This window comes from Polaromonas sp., assembly GCF_012927485.1.
Taxonomy (GTDB): Bacteria; Pseudomonadota; Gammaproteobacteria; order Burkholderiales; family Burkholderiaceae_C; genus Polaromonas.
The window spans coordinates 55,000-72,342 of the sequence record NZ_JABBPC010000003.1; the positions used below are offsets into that span (position 1 = coordinate 55,000).

The following is a 17,343-nucleotide window of genomic DNA, read 5'->3' on the forward strand; positions in this document are numbered from 1 at the left end:
CATCCGCGCTTTACTATTAATTTGGTAGCTTACTGCGCACAAGACACACGGACTACGACCTCCTTCACCTCAAAAAAGCGCCAGTCCAATTCGCGGTGTTATAGCCAGATTGCCTTTCTCGCTCTGGTGTGCAGCCGATGCAGGAATTTTAACCGCAGTCCGGCCGGGGGTAGAAACCTCGTCTACCAGTAGGCTGCTGAAATGCCTCCGAGAACCTCCGACAAAGACTACTTGACTGTCTTCATTGCGGCCGACCGTTTGAGTTCAGCGGCTGCCGTGGGCAGTCCGCCGGAACGAAAGGTTAGCCCGCATCGCCATCATCGCGGGGACTCCAAGAATGTGCGGTCAACGCGATTCAGGAACCCGCTGGAACTGAACTCGGTGCTGTTCGCCAGCACTACTGTTGCAACGCCTCTTGTTGGATAGATACGCATCTCGCAATGAAAGCCGCCACCGCCTCCTTCCTTGAAGAAATAGGCTACGCCATGTGTTTCGCCAACGTGCCACCCTGGCGTCATGGGAATGGGTCGGCCCGCGCCATCCGTCTGCCGAGTCTCCAACAGGCGTTTGGTCTCCGGCCCGAACAGCACCGACTCGGTTCGCAACTGGTCTTGCAGGAATCGGCTGAAGCCACGTGCCGTACCAATCAGCCCGCCAAAAGCTGGGCCATTGAGGTAATGGCTGTTCAGCCGCAGCCAGTGACCTTCGTAGCCGCCCAGGAATTTGCGGTCGATAACGAGCCCTTTCACCAAATTCATCAACGAATATTTCTTAAGATAGCCGTTGGCATGACGGGACTCGTCGGGGATGACAAAGTCCATCTCTTGCGCCGAGAGCCGCAACGGCTGGAGGATATTTTCTCGGATATAGACTGGATACGATTGGCCCGTTACTTGCTCGACTACCTTGCCAAGAAGCCAGTAACCGATATTGGAATAGGCAAACTTGCGGCCCGGTTCAAACGCAAGTTCAGGATTCTCGCGAAGCACCGTAGCAAGGGCTTCAGCCTCATTAAAACCCGAATCCTCTGCTGCCAAATGCACCCACCGAAGAGGCATCGGATTTGGAACGCCTGACGTGTGATTGAGCAGCTGACGTAGCGTGATGCCGTGACCGTGGTAAGCGGCATTCGGGAGATAGCGATCAATCACGTCGCTAGGCTCAGCTTCCTCTGCTCTGCCAATTGTAGAATCGCGACAGCGGTAAAGGTCTTGGTCATCGAGTACGCCATCAGCGTAGTGTCGAATGTCATCGCTTTCGTACCTTGGATGTCAGCCCAGCCACCGGCATACTCGAAGAGTACCCGGTCAGCAGTTACGGCGATGTATTGCAGACCGGGAACCTCCGACCGAACGTACTGATTCAGGTCGCTAGGCACGTTGTTGGTCATCGGCAGGCCCTCTAACGTAAAATTGAGTGTCGGCGTAGCCGGTCTCTCTTTAATAGAAGGTTAGACCCAACTGCGGATAAGTCGAAGTGACTCCCGTTTTAATTTCCGGTACTGTGACATGACGGCGGAAGCTGCGTTGGTTTTATTCCTTCACCGTTCGCACAGCCCCATACGATGCGGCCTTCAGCGTCTGCTGAGGGTGTGAAGATGAGTTCGCCTAGCTTGGTTTTGACGATAAGTACCATCTTATTGGGTTCGAGCGACAATTCGCTACCGTCAACCAGTTGCGAACGGATGCCAAGACTTTCTAGCGATTCAGGAATCTTCTGGTTAGTCCGGTAGTAATTGCCTAGTGCCTCGCGTACGTTCTGCGAGCCAATAATGGCGGCGTCGATCTTTGCCTTAACCGTGTAGGCTTGGTATGCTGGAATGCCTACGGCTGCCAAGATGGCGATTATATAAACCAGCATCAGAAAGCCGAAGCCCGCTCCCAAACGCCCAGCGTATGGAATGAACACCGCCAACAGATAGGCGAAGCCATTGCGCTTGGGCATTGGTGCTTCGATGCTCATTACGCGAGCTGCGCGCTTGGTTAGCCAAGGATAGCCAGCAGTCAGTTCGTGGAATGACATCCAGAAGCCAGAGGCGTAAATGGTCTGGCTGACGTAGGCTGCTACGTTAAGTTGTTTCCAGCGTTGGGCACCCGCAGACAATGCGGCCAGCGCTTGCGCGGCACCTTCGGGCGACCCACTACAAGCGAGCCCGTGTCGGTCGCAGGTACTTTCACGGGCACGGGAATAAGCTGCACCAAGTAGCGGTAACCACAGTACCGGCCAACGCAGCAGGTGTCCGCTCAGATGCTTCATGCGCAAGTGTCCAAGCTCGTGGCCGATGTAGAAACGAACGCCGTCGACATGCTCGTCCATTGCATCGACCACGTTCGACATCAATACGACATATTGCGTACCGAGAAACTTGGTGGCGAATGCATTGAGGCCGCCATTACCATTCAGGATATAGGCCTGCGGACGCTTCTTCATCTGCAACTGATCGCAGCAAGCGGTGAACTGCGCATACAGGTCGGGGAACTGTGCTTCTGACAACTCGACACCATTGCCTTTGATGTGCGCGATCAGTGTGGATTGAGCGAACAAATAAAGCAGAAAGCCAAGAGCCAGCCCGATTATTGCGCCACCGAAGGTGCCGACGATTAAGCCGAACCAGACCAGAAGGCCGAGCACTAAGGTGACAGTGCCGAGTGTGCGCTCACGGGGACAAATGAGTTTTTTCATAGTCAAATTTCTTCTGTCAGTAATAAGGCAAATGTAGGAGTGACTGGACTGTGCGGCATTTTACGCGGGTCCGGTTGAATGCAGGATTAGCGGTGAAACCACGTTGCAACTTTGATGTTGCATGTTGGTGTAAATCGCCAAAATACTTCCGCCATTGCTTCAAGGTTTTCATAGCCATTGATCGCTAATTTCAATTCTGATTTTGTATCAAGCAGGATTGAAATTAACTGTCCAGATTTGTATTGAAGACGTAACTTGTCTATGTCCGACAGGGGAAAACTGACTGCCGCGTTCTTGTGATTTACATAAACCGTTGCAGATTCATTATCTATTTCAAAAGTCGGGTACGCAGTACGGCCCTTTTTAAATTTCTTATATAAGCCAAACAGGCCCTGTACAAAATAATAGAGACCGATTGCAGGAAGGATCATGCCAGAAATTTTTTCGGCGTCCACTATAAACATAATCGCAGCACTACTGAGCGTCGCAAAAAATAAGGCCGCGTAAACAGCCTTTTTATTTTGGCTTTTTATGTACGTGTCAGTAACTTAAAATTTCATATTCACCGCTAACGTTTTAGATAACTGAACCTGCCCCAATTCCCGTACTGATCTCAATTTCAGAAGTCCGAGGTTTGCAAGATTAACTGATTCCTGCGACAAGTTCGCTGCGTAGCATTGAACCGCCAGTTAATTGGCGATTCAATGCGGCGAACGTTGCATGCGGTATGCGCCCGCAAATGCTGTGCGGTCTGATCTCGTTGTAGTCGAGTCACCATGTGGCAATGGCTTGACGGGCTTGCCCTAAAGGTTCAAACCAATTCTTATCCACGCACTCGTCCCTGAAGATGCCGTGCTTTAGTGCCCATGTCATGAACGCCCTGCAGGTGAACTCCGACCGTTGTCAGTTTTGACAGCCCCCGGGGTAATCACGAAACGCGGCTGCTCTATCCAGCAGCCGGGTGACGCAATCCCCGCCAATGCCAAAGTCAGCTGTGATAACGTGGAGGTAACCGGACTGCGCAGCTTTTTGCGCAGGTCCGGTTGAGCTTAGAGTTATGCGCTGCCATGTTCTTTGGACGCGCACTCGAACAGGTTTTTCTCTTCTTTAACAATTACCCAACAATCACTGTTCAATATCTTCTTCCTAGCGCCATCCAGCGGTTGATGGCCGCTTTCGATGAAGAGGGCGCCATTGGGTTTCAGCACACGATGCAATTCCGTCAGAAACCCGTCAGTATCTTTCACATGATGGAACATATCCAAGGCATAGATGACGTCCGCCGATTGGCTCGCTATATTGACTGGGTAGCCTGCTGAGAGAACCGGTACTACATTGCTAAAGTTCTTTTGTTCTGCTCTACGCTTGACTGACATAATTGCCAGAGGGTGAACATCAACCGCGTAGACCTTGCCTGCATCACCAACAAGTTGCGAGGCTCGTTCAATATAGCTTCCTGGCCCGCACCCAAAATCGACTACAACACAACCCTTACGGATGCCGAAACGGTCTAATCGTTTCCCGACAGGAGCAAGGGCATCACGCATTGACAGAACCACAGACATTAAACGAAATGCGATATTCGGTAGGTACTCGACTTCGTAACCGCTTAGTGTTCTCAATAACTGCATTCTGTTTCTCCTCTGGGCGTCTTCTGTGCATAACGTTTGAATTCACCGGCCTGCGCGGATTTTCGCGCAGGTCCGGTGAAATGATGGGTTGGGCCACTTATGCTAAGTGGAAAGGTTTCTACCTTGCCAATTTGCAACGTCTTGCTTCGTAGGAGATCAACCCTCGCTCCATGAATGACTCCAGAAGCGGCACGAACTGTCAGTCTCGGCTTGCCGGACAAACACTGCGGTGTTTCAAAGGACGCCTGATCTTTGTTGTCTGCCGTTGTGAAGCCGAGTCGTTCGACACGTAGAGTTTCCGTCATGCTTCGCTGTCCCTTTGAACTGACCTCGACAAGCAGTGCAACGTCTGAAATTTCCGACTCAAGATCATCCCAGTACAACAAAAACATTTCGGCGCAACCGCCTCCACCGGCATAAACGTGCTGTAAATGGCTCATATGTAATGCGGAGGCGGCATGTGCGGGAAACACGAATATGACCCAGGCAACGGCAAGAAGTAGGCGCATGATTTAAGCGGCCCAACGTAGGGCTAACCGGCGCGGCGCGGCTTTATCGCGCCGCGTCCAGCGACTGAAAGGAGCGAGGTTGAGCGCCGGGTTAGCCCTTGGGTTGAACGGGAGCGCTGTTTTCTTTGTGTGAATGATAAGCGCCAACGGGGATGCGAGAAAGGATGCCAAACGCAAAACTTGCGACGCGGCCAAACCACGCAGCGCCAGCGGTGGCAAAGAGCGACGTTGAGCCCGCGCCGCCGCGTGATAACACCGTGCCCCCACCCAAGTTAGAAGACGCGATGCCACCGCAGAACGTTGGGAACGAAAAAGAAAATGAACGCCAGCCACACACGAGAACCGGCCTGCAAGGCGCATGAAACGGCGACCTACAGAAGAAGCCGGCGGAGAGCCAATAAGCACGGGCGTTGCAGCCCGATGCCTGTTGAGGAAGCCGAAATGAGAAGCAAGAAATTCCATGAACACCGTGAGGGCTAACGTTGGCGCTGTCCGGCACGCAGCACGCGCCGCGAAGCGGCATCCTGCAGCTGGGTGTCCGCGACGAGCAATCGGTTATGAATCGCGGTGGTCATGGTCGCCGCATCTTGCTTTGTAGATCCGCGACAAAGCTCGGATCAATCTCGGCGTGACGCGGCGTGCTTTCAGCAAGTTGAATCTTCTTCCAGGCATCACGGTAATTGCCAATATAGAACAGCGTGATTGCCCAGTTTTGCAGATTCAACGTGTGCTGTGGTGACTTTTCATAGAGCCGCGCGAAGCGGGCGAAGGCATTCTTGAGTAGCGCATCATCCTTTGTTTGAGCACCAGCGCTGCCGAGCGCTTTTGCGTAGTCAACGGCGAAATCTATGTCACCGCCGACAGAGCTTTCTGCCTCCGCAAACAGCTTCAGGGAAGCAGAAATGTTTCCAGCTTCCGCCTGGATTGCGGCCATCCCCCAAAGTGCACTGCCGCTTGCATTGTCGATCAACCATGCTTGATTAAAGCGCCGCATGGCGTCCGGCTTGTTGCCCTGACGTAGGAGCCGCCAGCCACGAGCCGAGGCATCGTCCGCAGCCTTCCTCCGGTTTCCCTTGTAGTAGTCATCGATGCCGGCGAGGAATTCTTCATCCGCAGCCTTCTGCATGGCGCTTTTCGGCGCTACACCGTACTTTGGCTGGAGGTTGGTGTCCTGCGCAAATACGACTGATGTAGCGAACCCCGCCGAAAATAGCAAGGCCAAAATAAGTGCGCGAAAAGGGGACATGAGAGGTTCATAACGTTGAAGCTCAGCGGCGCTGCGCGGCTTTATCGCGCAGCGTCCCCTGGAGCGAGGGTAAGCCGGTGCAAATGAGCTACTTCGCGCGAACATATCGGCAAACCTGTGCGCCCGTGCTGGCTTTGGTTGTTGACTCCAGCGTGAAAGGGATTGCCTTTCCGTTCTCAGCGAAGATCGTTTTTCCCCCACCGAGGACAATCGGTTCGATTGTGAGCAGCAACTCATCGACAAGGTCGGCGGCGAACAACGATCGAACCATTGTCGCACTGCCATACACGTAGATGTAGCCTCCGGGTCGCGCGCGTAACTCAGACACCGTCCTCAAGAAGTCGGCGCCACGAATGATCGTGGTGGGGTTCCATGTTGCATCTTTCTCGGTGAGAGTATCGGAAACCACGTACTTTTGGACGCGATTGATCCAATCGGTGAATGGATCTCCTGAGCGACTGGGCCATGCAGCGGCCGAGACCTGATAAGTACGGCGTCCTTGCAAGAGCGCGTCACTCTTTGCAGCGAGTTCCGCGTACATGCTGCCCATCGTCACTGGGTCAAAGTATTTCATTGACCATCCGCCATGACTGAAGCCGCCGTCGGTGTCCTCGCTAGCTCCCCCTGGAGCTTGCACGACACCGTCGAGGCTGATGAACTCTGTGATGAGCGTTTTCATGAAGTCTCCTGATTTTGTGAGTGTCTTGAAGTGAGTCAGCGGCACTTGTGCCGGCTAATGCTGGAGTTAAGCCGCCGCCGAAGGCGGTCGGCTGCAATGACCTGTTAGGCAATGCGCTACCACTGGCGGCAACATTCTGAACAACGGGCCCGGCGGATACGGGGCCTAGTCGATCTTCCTCATGGTCACCGTCATCGATGGCACCCCATGCTTGCCGTCGTCAGAGCGCTCGTGACGCGCCGTCAGCGTCTTGCCCTCGTCCGTGAACACTCCCGTGCAGCGCGTGCGCGCACCTTGCCACGCCCAGATGCCGTCCCGGAACGACAGCGTTTGCGCCGCGGTGTTCCCTTGGCTGTCGAAGAAGTGAGTTCTAAACTGGCCGCTTGCGGAATCGTAGCCGATGACCTCGAGCCCTCCCACGTCGCTAGGCCCGATGCGGCCGAATGCGGGGTGCATGACGAAGTGGCCACCCGGCACCCAGTTGTACACGTCGCTGGCGAGGATTCGCGCGGGGAGAACCTCTGCACTCCCTGCCGTCTCGCCCTCGGTGATCGAACGGCCGATGAGCACATTGAGGCGGTCTAGCTCCGGCGCGCGCTGCACTGCGCCCGTGACCCGGGCGGTCGCGGCACCAGTGGGGAGCTCAAAGAGGCGCTCGGAACTCCGGACAGGGGTGGCTTTCTTCGTCATCGCGATTGCCCTTCGGTTGATGAGGTGCGTTGTCAGTTGTCGCGCTGCCTAACGTTTGAGTTAAGGGGCGCGCTTTGGCGCGTCCCGCTTGATGGATGGGTTAGGGTGCCTATTCACTGAACCTCAAATAGTGCTTTAACATGAGGTTTGGATAAATAGACCATGATTAGCACGGCAATTCCAATGCCCACCAACTGAAGAACTGTATTGGCAATAGTGAACTCCTGCTTAGGCAGGATTGGAAAAATGGCAATAATGCTTAATACCACTGCTATTGCCGATAGCCACTTGGTAAGTTTACATCCCCACTCTTGCAAAGACCATAAACCGTAAACTGACGCTAACATAAACACCCCAAGAACCATAAGTAGGGCACCGCCTAATGCAAAGAGGCTGCTGCCTTTAGGAAGAGCGCTAAACAAAAGTAAATACAGCCAAGTGGAAAGTAAATAATGCCGCAAAAGGCATAATAAACAGCTGTGGCGGTTATGCCGAATGGTTTTTTTGTTGTTGCCATTTGAAACTCCTGTGGTTGAAACCCTAACGCCTGAATTATGCCGAACCGCGAAGCGGTTTCGGCTTGAATGAATTGTTAGACGGCATTTGCATGGGCCACCACAACGAAATGCTGCACTAGCGGCTCAAACTCTAAGAGATAGTCATGATCTTCTGGGTAGTACTTAGCCAGCAGTAGGTCATCCCCAGCAAAAGCACGAATGCTCTCTTCCGATTCCCAATGGGTGACGGTCATAAAATGCGTTACCTCACCCTCGTCTCGCCGCAGTACGGCGACAGTAAGGTTCCCCGGAACTGAGCGGTAGTCTGGAACAGCCCGTTGCTCAAGAAAGGTCGTATAAGCGTCGGCCTTTGAGCGCGGTGTGACCCCATGCCACATGCGACAAATCATTGAACTCTCCAATGCCGTTTAACGTGATGTAGATCGTCGGATATTCTGGGAACACAGTTTATCCGACCAAATAAACTGGAGCGACGGGTTGCGATTGGTTTCGCATAGGCCTGCCAGCCCGCTTGACACCGAGCTTTCAAAGATGGATACCGTGTTTTTATATATAGTTTCGACTCTATAAACTCTGTCGCCTATCTTCCCCAATCCAAGCGCCTGCCGGAGCAGGTGAGCGAGGCGCTACGCTAGAAACACTATAGTCTGAAAACTGAGCAGGCTTAACTTTACTGGGTTCGCTTTTTGTGAGCTGGCATGGGCGTGATGGGCAAATGCAACATTCCCGTAGCATGGGGGACGCTGAGGCGACGCAGTTCCTGACCACGCTCGCCAATGAGCGGCGGGTGTCGGTGTCACCGCACAATCAGGCGCTCAGTGCCTTGCTGTTTTTATACCGCGAGGTGCTGGCAATTGATTTGCCCTGGCTTACCGAGGTCCAGCGCCCGACCCGTCCCAAGCAGATTCTTTCTGCTTTGACCAAGGCCAAGTTTGCGGCCCTTTCGGGCGCAATGGGAACGATAAGGCTTTGTTGGCCAAGCTGCTGTATGACACGGCTAACCCGCGGGATGCGCTCGGCAGCGTGGTGTGATAAGTGCCGACTCCCGCTGTATAGCAATCGCCGCAAATACCCCTGCTCTTGCCGCGCAGCTCCGCAAGGCACAAGACCCGCCTACCAGCGCGTCCCGCTGACTCGGAATTTGTGCCCAAATCGGCGCTCCCGTTTCCGAAACCTCGAATGCCCTAGCCCGAATTGGGATCTAAGCCCAATTCAGCCAGGTCACCGGCAGGGTTGGAGGGTTGGTACCCGCCGATTTCTGGGCTTTAACGTCAGGAGGCGTGGGCCAACGGCCCAAACCCTGCCGATAAAGATCAGTGGAACTGCTCTTCTTCAGTCGAACCGGTCAACGCGGTGACGCTGGACTTGCCGCCCTGGATGACTGTCGTGACTTCGTCGAAGTACCCGGTGCCGACTTCTTGCTGGTGCGACACGAATGTGTAGCCGCGGTCGCGTGCTGCAAATTCAGGCTCTTGCACTTTTTCGATATAGGCGGTCATGCCGCGCTTCACGTAGTCCTGCGCCAAGTCGAACATGTTGTACCACATGGAGTGGATGCCCGCCAGCGTGATGAACTGGTATTTGTAGCCCATGGCACCAAGCTCTTTCTGGAACTTGGCAATGGTTGCATCGTCGAGGTTTTTCTTCCAGTTAAACGATGGGGAACAGTTGTAAGCCAGCATTTTCCCGGGGTGAACCTTGTGCACGGCATCCGCAAATTTCTTTGCAAATCCAAGGTCAGGCGTACCGGTTTCGCACCAAACGAGATCAGCGTAGTGGGCGTAAGCAATGGCGCGTGAAATGGCTTGGTCCATCCCTTTGTTGGTTTTGTAAAAACCTTCCGCCGTGCGCTCGCCAGTGATAAATGGTTTGTCGTTCTCGTCGTAGTCGCTGGTCAGCAAATCAGCAGCTTCTGCGTCGGTACGGGCGATCACCAGGGTCGGCACGCCGCAAACGTCGGCGGCCATGCGGGCCGCGATCAATTTCTGGCACGCTTCGGCTGTAGGCACCAGCACCTTGCCGCCCATGTGGCCGCATTTTTTGACCGATGCAAGCTGGTCTTCCCAATGCACGCCGGCCGCGCCAGCCTTGATCATGGCTTTCATTAATTCAAAGGCGTTGAGCACGCCGCCGAAGCCAGCTTCCGCATCCGCCACGATGGGCGCGAAATTGTCGATGTAGCCTTTGTCACCAGCGTCGATGCCCTTGGCGTGCTGGATTTCGTCAGCGCGGCGAAAAGTGTTGTTGATGCGCTCAACCACCGTCGGAACGGAGTCAACCGGATACAGTGACTGGTCGGGATACATGGAAGCGTAGCTGTTGTTGTCAGCGGCCACTTGCCAGCCGGACAGGTAAATCGCCTTGACGCCGGCCTTGACCTGCTGCATGGCTTGCCCACCGGTTAGCGCACCGAGGCAATTGACGTAGGGCTCGTCGTTGACCAGATTCCAGAGCTTTTCGGCGCCACGGCGAGCCAACGTGTGTTCAATCGGGAAAGAGCCGCGGAGGCGGACCACGTCGGCGGCACTGTAACCGCGCTTGATCCCTTTCCAGCGCGGATTGGTGGCCCAGTCTTTTTCAAGGGCAGAGATTTGTTGCGCGCGGCTCAATTGTTCAGTCAAGGTTTGTGGCATGGTTTACTCCGAAGGTTAAAAAAAGTAGCTTAATTCTAAGTCTTCTAAAAGACTTTTTAAGCTCTTATGTCTTATATAAGATAAGAAAAAAACACCAATGAAATCAATTAACAACGACAAACTTATCGCAATATAAAATTCAATTTCTTATATTGAGAAATTTTCTTGCACTGCACCAATTATTAATTTCATATGAAGAAATCCAGCAATCGGATTATGAAATTTAGTGCGCTCACGGCAAGGCAGCGTTAAAACTCCCGGTTTGTAATTCCTCGACGCTTGGGCTTTCGTGGTCACCCAGGCGGGTAGCGTTAACTGGCGCCGGACAAGAAACGGCAGGGGTTCGGTCCGCGGGGTCAATGGAAGGCTCAGAATAGGCGTGATTTCTACTGGCCTCCAAACGGCATCCCTCAATTAACTTCAACCGACTGACCACAGTCCAACGCGACAGAAAGAAGATCAATGGGCCGTGTTGTAGCCTACGCCTGCCTAGCGCTGAGCATGTCTTTAGTAGGTAGCTATGTAGCTTTGTCCAAACCGCTGGTTGCCGTCCTACCGGTCTTTTTGCTGGCTTGGCTTCGCTTTGGTCTGGGTAGCCTAGCCATGCTGAACTGGCTCAAAAAGCCCGCGACAGAGATGCCCCTGAGCGGCCAGACACGGCGCTTGCTGTTCCTGGAGTCTTTTCTGGGAAATTTTTTGTTTTCGATCTGCATGCTGTTCGGCGTCAGCATGACCAGCGCGGTGACTGCCGGCGTCATCATGGCGGCCATACCGGCCGCAGTGGCCTTGATGAGCTGGTTTTTCTTACGGGAACGCATTAGCGCGCGGATTTGGGGGGCTGTGGTTTGTGCCGTTGTCGGCATTGGACTGGTTTCGCTATCAAAGGATGTGCTCCTGACACCCGGCGCGACCGGGCCAACGGCTGATCTGGCACTAAAAAGCGCGTGGATGGGAAATTTATTGCTGATTGGCGCGGTGCTGTGCGAAGCAGCCTATGCCGTGATCGGGAAAAAACTCACGGGCGTGCTCAGCCCAAAGCGCATCACAGCACTCATCAACCTCTGGGGACTTGCGTTGGTGACACCGTTCGGACTCTGGACCGCGTGGGGGTTTGATTTTTCACGCGTGGCGCTGCCAAGTTGGTTGCTGCTGCTGTTTTATTCGCTGGCTGCCAGCGTGTGGACGGTATGGCTCTGGATGACCGGCCTCAAAACCATCCCGGCCAACCAGGCGGGTGTGTTCACCGTGTTGCTGCCTGTCAGCGCGGCGGCGGTGGGCGTTATCGTATTGGGTGAAAGACTCAACAGCGCGCAGATCGGCGCATTCGCTATTGCCCTGATGGGGGTGGTGCTGGCGACCTTTCCCCAACGCGGCCTGATCCCATCGGATCGTGGTGCGGCACGGCATTGATCTCACCCGGATCACACCGAGCCCAAGCATCAAGCATCAGGCCTCAGGCAAACAATGCTTTGTACTGCGCGCGCAACAGGTTTTTCTGCACTTTTCCCATCGTGTTGCGAGGCAGCTCGCTGACTACAAAACAGTGCTTCGGAATCTTGAAATTGGCCAGCTTGGACCTGAGCGTGGCCACAATTTCCTCCGCATCCAGCGCGGCGCCTGGTTTGGGGATGACGATGGCCACGCCTACCTCGCCAAAGTCCGGGTGGGGAACGCCCACCAGCGCGCTTTCAGCTACACCGGGCAATTCATTGATATAGCTTTCAATCTCGGCCGGGTAAACGTTGTAGCCACCGCTGATGATCAGATCCTTGCTACGCCCGACGATAGTGATATAGCCGTCTTTGTCAATCTTTCCCACATCGCCGGTTTTGAAATAACCGTCCGCCGTAAATTCTTCTTTGGTTTTCTCGGGCATGCGCCAATAGCCCTGAAAGACATTCGGCCCCTTGACCTGAATGTCGCCAATCTCGTCAGTGGTTAAAAGCTGGCCGTCATTACCCCGCACGCGCAGGCTGGTGCCGGGCAGCGCAAAACCCACGGTACCGCCTCGCCGCTCGCCGCCCTCGTAAGGATTGGAGGTCAGCATGGCGGTCTCGGACATGCCATAGCGCTCCAGAATGGTGTGGCCGGTGCGCTGTTGCCAATCGCCAAAGGTTTCTATCAACAGGGGAGCGGAGCCCGCGATAAATAAGCGCATGTTGCGGCACGCTTCAATGTCTAGCCCCGGCTCGGCCAGCAGACGCACATAGAGCGTTGGAACGCCCATGAACACGGTGGCTTCGGGCAATTTTTTGAGCACCAACTTAGGGTCGAACCTGGACAGCCAAATCATTTTGCTGCCATTGATCAGGGCGCCATGAATAGCCACAAACAAACCATGCACGTGAAAGATGGGCAAGGCGTGAATCAGGACGTCGCCTTTCTTCCAACCCCAGTAGTCTTGGAGAACCTGCGCATTGCTGAGCATATTGCCGTGCGACAGCATCGCACCCTTGCTGCGGCCGGTGGTACCGCTGGTGTACAAAATCGCAGCCAGGTCATCCTCTTGCATAACGGCTACCTGATGCTGATCACTGCAGTGCGCAGCCCGATCAAGCATGGATCCGCTTCGGTCATCGTCGAGCGTGAACACATTCTGCGTACCGGCCTTGAAGGCGATCTTGCTGACCCAGCCGAAGTTGCGGCTGGTGCACACCACCACTGCCGGCTCCGCATTGCCAATGAAGTATTCAACCTCGGCGCTTTGGTAGGCAGTATTCAACGGCAAAAATACATAGCCGGCACGCAAGGTTGCCAAGTAAAGCATCATGGCTTCTACCGATTTTTCAACCTGCACCGCCACCCTGGACCCGGCAGGTAGCCCTAACGATTGGAGCAGGTTGGCCATCATGGCTGTAGCACGCTCCAGATCCTCCCACGAATAGCGCAGTCCGCTGTCGGTCTCAACGGCTACCGCATCCAGCGCGGCGGGGAAAGCAGCACGAAGGGCCGCAAACAGGTTATGGTTTTTCATACAAATCAGGGCTGCCGGATGATTAAAAATAAAGCGTTTGGTTTAGCGAATAAATCGGGGTGAGCGCTTTTCAATGAACGCCATCACGCCTTCACGATGCTCAAAAGAAGCCGCATATTGATACGCCTTTGCGATTAGATCTGTAGCCTCTTGTACAAGAGGGAAAGGCGCTAGTGCCCTTAACGACTGCTTGTTCATGCGCGCGGCCTGCGGCGCCAACCGGCTGATGCGGCCAGTGCACTCCAGCGCTGCAGCGCCCACCTCACCCGCAGGCACCACTTTGCTCAGAAAACCGCGCTGCTTCATCTCGGCGGCGTCGAGTACAGCTGCTGACAGCAGCATTTCCCGTGCGGTCAATTCCCCTACCGCATGCAGAACCAGCGCAGCCTCGCGGGGTGCCATGGGAAAACCAAGCTTGGCGATCGGCGCGCCAAACCGGGCGGTCGCGCTGGCAATCCGGATATCACAACAACTGGCAATTTCTAAACCGGCACCCATGCAGTTGCCTTCAATCTGAACCACGATCGGCACGTCGCAGTCGAGTACGGACTGCAAGCCGCCCCATACGTCACCTTCATGAAAGTCGCGCAGATCGGCTTCATTGAAGCGGAAACCGGAATATTCGGAGATGTCACCCCCCGCACAAAACTGTTCATCGTGACCTCGAATGAGTACGCAATGCAGTTCCGTGCGGTGCTGGATAGACGCAAAAACAGCGCGCAATTCCCGCCACATGACGCGCGACATGGCGTTGAACCTAGCTGGATGCGAAAGTGTTACCCGGGCCACCGAGTCAACAATACTCAGCAAGACCTCGCCGCTCATGGTTTCGCCACAACAGCGCCCATGACGGCGTCGGGTAGCGCAGTCGCGATGCCTGGAAACACGCAAATCAAAACAACCGCCAGCAGCATCAACACCACAAAAGGGAGCACGCCCCAAATGATGTCCTTGAGCGGAATATCCGGTGCGATGTTCTTGATAACGAAGAGGTTCAGGCCCACAGGGGGATGAATCAGTCCGGTTTCCATCACGATGGTCATCAGCACGCCAAACCAGATCAAATCGAAGCCTGCAGCCTTGAGCGGCGGCAAGATGATAGGCGCAGTCATCAGGATGATACTGACCGGTGGCAAGAAGAAGCCCAGCAGGATCACCATTACCAGCACCGCCGCAAGCAATATCCACCTCGACAGCTGCATGCCAACCACCCACTCCGCTGTCGACTGACTGATATGCAGAAAGCTCATGACATAAGAGAACAACAGCGACATACCGATGATCAGCATCAGCATCGTCGATTCCTTCAGCGTCGCGGTGAGGATCGGCGCCACATCGCGCGGCCGCCAGACGCCATAAATGACTGCAATCAGAACCAACGCAAGCAACGCGCCCAGACCAGCCGTTTCGCTTGGCGTGGCAAAGCCGCCGTACAAGGCCACCATCACGCCCACCAGCAAAAGCACGAAAGGGACGACACGCGGCAGCATCTCGAACTTTTCGCGGGTCGTGAAGCTTTCATGCGCCAGCAGTGCCGAGGCTGTACCTGAACGCTTGTATTCGGCTTCTGCAAGCTTGTATTCTTTGCGATAGCGCAGCACCGCATAGCCGGCGAACAACGTCACCAGCAACACACCGGGAAAAATGCCAGCGAGAAATAGCCGCCCCAGTGACTGCTCGGCCGCGACCGCGTAAAGAATCATGGTGATCGACGGTGGCAGCAAAATACCGAGCGTGCCACCCGCCGCGATGATGCCCGCCGCAAAACCTGGTGAATAGCCGCGCTTTCGCATCTCCGGAATTCCGGCGCTGCCGATCGCCGAGCAAGTGGCGGGGCTCGATCCTGCCATCGCCGCGAACAGCGCGCAGGCAAACACATTGGCAATACCCAAACCGCCGGGGATACGCCCCATCCACACGTGCATCGCCGCATACAGGTCTTGACCCGCTCGCGACCTGCCTATCGCAGCACCCTTGAGAATAAATAACGGAATCGACAACAGCGTGATGCTCGCCATTTCCTCGTAGACGTTTTGCGTGACGGTGTTGAGCGCCGACGCGGGCATGAACAGGTACATAAACAGTACCGCAACGCTACCCAATGCAAATGAAATCGGCGCGCCTGAAAACATAAAAATCAGAGTGACCGCACCAAACAGCAGGCCGAGCGCAAGCATGCTCATGCAGTGTCTCCCAAGTACTTCTTCATAAGCCCATTGACCCCTGCACTAAGTTGCACCAGCAGCTGAAGACTGAGCAGCGTCATGCCGGCAGCCATCAGCCCATACGGAATCCATAGCGGGGGTGCCCACGAAGATGACGTGGTTTGGTGTTCTGCCCATGCCTCGTAAAACAGCGTCCATGATTTCCACGCGAAGAAAGTACAGAACGCTGATCCCAAAAGGTCCACAAACATGAGACGGATCTGGTTCAGCGACTTGGGTAACAACCCGGCAATGGCTTCAATGCCCACGTGACCACGCATCGACTGCACGAAAGCACCGCACAAAAAGGTGGCACCAACCAGGCAAAACACGGCGGCTTCGTCCTGCCAGTCGGTAGACGCTTGCATCACGTAGCGAGAGATCACACTGTAGGTAAGTACCAGCGAGGCGACCAACAGCGCGACCATGCCAAGGATCACCAGGAGCTGATTAATCCACAACAGCATGCGCGCCAACGGTTGCAAAAACCGGGGCGTGTCGGGATCGACGCCGATGAACACCGACCCGATGTTGATTCCTCCGCTCATAACAATTTTTGCGCGGCCTTCAAAAGCGCAGCGCAGGACTCACTCTTCTCGTTGAAGTCTTTCCACGCGGTCTCGCGCGCAATAGCCTGCCATTTTTTCAAGGTGGCTTCGTCCATGTCATAGACCTTGGCGCCGGCCTTTGCGTAAATCTCTGCGGCGATCTTGTCGTCTGCGCGGGCGGCATCACGGGCGAAGGTTTCAAGCTCAGCACCCACCGCCATCACCACGTCCTGTTGCGCCTTCGGCAGCTTGCTAAACACCGCCTTTGAAATCATCAGTGGCTCAAACATGAACCAGTAGGTCTTATCGCGTCCAGAAGTCAGATGCTTGGCAATTTCTTCGAGCTTGAACGAGATAAAACTTGTACTGGAAGTCATTGCCGCGTCCATCGCGCCGGTTTGCATTGCGGCGTAAATTTCGTTCGAAGGCAAGGTGATGACCGAGGCGCCGGCCTGCTTGAGCATCATGTCCATCTCGCGGCTGCCGCCTCGCACTTTCAGGCCCTTGGCGTCACTGGGGACCAGCAGCGGCCGACTCCGACTGGCGACACCGCCGGCTTGCCACACCCAACTGACAATAACCACGCCTTTCTCGTCGAGTACTTTGGAAAGCAGTCTGCCCACATCTGCAGTCTTCCAGGCCGCGCCTTGTTCATAGCTTGGCACCAATGCCGGCATCAATCCAATATTGGTCTCGGGAACTTCACCGCCGGCATACGACAACGGCACCAAGCTCATGTCAAGTGCACCCTTGCGCATTGACGAGAACTGGGCATTTGTCTTCATCAGCGATGAACCGGGATAGACGGATGCCTTGAGCGCACCGTCCGTTCTTTTTTCGACCTCGGCGGCAAACCGTCGACACAGGCGATCACGAAAGTCGCCTTCTGTCAGCGTCCCGCCGGGAAACTGGTGGGAGATTTTCAAGCCCCCAGCCGATTGAGCCCACGCGCCGTCAGCTAGCGCGCCGAAAGCGGAGCTGCCCACCGCGTTAATAAAATTGCGTCTTGTTAAAGTCATTGTTGTCTCC

The 17,343-nt window shown here is 54.9% G+C and carries 17 protein-coding genes and 1 pseudogene; 2 read left to right on the forward strand and 16 right to left on the reverse strand.

The features are described from left to right. Positions 1-317: 317 nt before the first annotated feature. The 10 genes and pseudogenes from HHJ16_RS00400 to HHJ16_RS00450 form a co-directional block, all read right to left on the reverse strand. A pseudogene (locus tag HHJ16_RS00400) lies at positions 318-1,390 on the reverse strand (serine hydrolase domain-containing protein). Between the two features lie 98 nt (positions 1,391-1,488). Next, entirely contained in the window at positions 1,489-2,682 is a 1,194-nt protein-coding gene (locus HHJ16_RS00410; RefSeq protein WP_293639763.1) for a M48 family metalloprotease, read from the reverse strand. A gap of 86 nt (positions 2,683-2,768) precedes the next feature. Beyond that, the gene (locus HHJ16_RS00415; protein ID WP_293639765.1) at positions 2,769-3,113 is read right to left on the reverse strand and encodes a hypothetical protein; all 345 of its coding nucleotides are present in this window, start codon (positions 3,111-3,113) and stop codon (positions 2,769-2,771) included. Between the two features lie 624 nt (positions 3,114-3,737). After that, complete coding sequence (locus HHJ16_RS00420; RefSeq protein WP_293639767.1) at positions 3,738-4,313, reverse strand: class I SAM-dependent methyltransferase; 576 nt, start codon at positions 4,311-4,313, stop codon at positions 3,738-3,740. Next, entirely contained in the window at positions 4,301-4,822 is a 522-nt protein-coding gene (locus HHJ16_RS00425; protein WP_293639769.1) for a hypothetical protein, read from the reverse strand. Before HHJ16_RS00425 ends, HHJ16_RS00420 begins: the two co-directional genes overlap by 13 nt. Positions 4,823-5,393: 571 nt before the next feature. After that, the gene (locus tag HHJ16_RS00430; protein ID WP_293639771.1) at positions 5,394-6,068 is read right to left on the reverse strand and encodes a hypothetical protein; all 675 of its coding nucleotides are present in this window, start codon (positions 6,066-6,068) and stop codon (positions 5,394-5,396) included. A gap of 88 nt (positions 6,069-6,156) precedes the next feature. Beyond that, positions 6,157-6,747, reverse strand: coding sequence for a dihydrofolate reductase family protein (locus HHJ16_RS00435; RefSeq protein WP_293639773.1), 591 nt, complete (start codon positions 6,745-6,747; stop codon positions 6,157-6,159). 165 nt (positions 6,748-6,912) lie between these two features. Beyond that, the gene (locus tag HHJ16_RS00440) at positions 6,913-7,437 is read right to left on the reverse strand and encodes a hypothetical protein (protein WP_293639775.1); all 525 of its coding nucleotides are present in this window, start codon (positions 7,435-7,437) and stop codon (positions 6,913-6,915) included. Positions 7,438-7,550: 113 nt separating this feature from the next. Beyond that, on the reverse strand, positions 7,551-7,859 hold the full coding sequence (locus HHJ16_RS00445) for a hypothetical protein (RefSeq protein ID WP_293639777.1): 309 nt from the start codon (positions 7,857-7,859) through the stop codon (positions 7,551-7,553). 170 nt (positions 7,860-8,029) lie between these two features. Further along, positions 8,030-8,332 (reverse strand): antibiotic biosynthesis monooxygenase, encoded by a 303-nt coding sequence (locus HHJ16_RS00450; protein WP_293639779.1) that lies wholly within the window; start codon positions 8,330-8,332, stop codon positions 8,030-8,032. Positions 8,333-8,688: 356 nt separating this feature from the next. Here HHJ16_RS00450 and HHJ16_RS16845 point away from each other — a divergent pair, with 356 nt between their 5' ends. Further along, positions 8,689-9,312 (forward strand): phage integrase N-terminal SAM-like domain-containing protein, encoded by a 624-nt coding sequence (locus tag HHJ16_RS16845; RefSeq protein WP_366557449.1) that lies wholly within the window; start codon positions 8,689-8,691, stop codon positions 9,310-9,312. On the opposite strand, the gene aceA is transcribed toward HHJ16_RS16845, so the two are convergent. After that, complete coding sequence (aceA, locus tag HHJ16_RS00455; RefSeq protein ID WP_293639781.1) at positions 9,269-10,588, reverse strand: isocitrate lyase; 1,320 nt, start codon at positions 10,586-10,588, stop codon at positions 9,269-9,271. The two genes, HHJ16_RS16845 and aceA, sit on opposite strands and share 44 nt — an antisense overlap. Before the next feature lie 462 nt (positions 10,589-11,050). On the opposite strand from aceA, the gene HHJ16_RS00460 reads away from it, so the two are divergent. Further along, complete coding sequence (locus tag HHJ16_RS00460) at positions 11,051-11,998, forward strand: DMT family transporter (RefSeq protein WP_293639783.1); 948 nt, start codon at positions 11,051-11,053, stop codon at positions 11,996-11,998. A gap of 43 nt (positions 11,999-12,041) precedes the next feature. Here HHJ16_RS00460 and HHJ16_RS00465 read toward each other — a convergent pair whose 3' ends face one another. From HHJ16_RS00465 to dctP, 5 genes are all read right to left on the reverse strand, one after another. Further along, positions 12,042-13,562 (reverse strand): malonyl-CoA synthase, encoded by a 1,521-nt coding sequence (locus HHJ16_RS00465; RefSeq protein WP_293639785.1) that lies wholly within the window; start codon positions 13,560-13,562, stop codon positions 12,042-12,044. Positions 13,563-13,604: 42 nt separating this feature from the next. Beyond that, positions 13,605-14,387, reverse strand: a complete 783-nt coding sequence (locus tag HHJ16_RS00470; RefSeq protein WP_293639787.1) for an enoyl-CoA hydratase-related protein — start codon at positions 14,385-14,387, stop codon at positions 13,605-13,607. Next, entirely contained in the window at positions 14,384-15,745 is a 1,362-nt protein-coding gene (locus HHJ16_RS00475) for a TRAP transporter large permease (protein WP_293639789.1), read from the reverse strand. Before HHJ16_RS00475 ends, HHJ16_RS00470 begins: the two co-directional genes overlap by 4 nt. After that, positions 15,742-16,233 (reverse strand): TRAP transporter small permease subunit, encoded by a 492-nt coding sequence (locus HHJ16_RS00480; RefSeq protein WP_293639837.1) that lies wholly within the window; start codon positions 16,231-16,233, stop codon positions 15,742-15,744. Before HHJ16_RS00480 ends, HHJ16_RS00475 begins: the two co-directional genes overlap by 4 nt. A 77-nt stretch (positions 16,234-16,310) precedes the next feature. Then, positions 16,311-17,333: a TRAP transporter substrate-binding protein DctP gene (dctP, locus tag HHJ16_RS00485; RefSeq protein WP_293639791.1), complete on the reverse strand. Its 1,023-nt coding sequence runs from the start codon at positions 17,331-17,333 to the stop codon at positions 16,311-16,313. Positions 17,334-17,343: the final 10 nt, after the last annotated feature.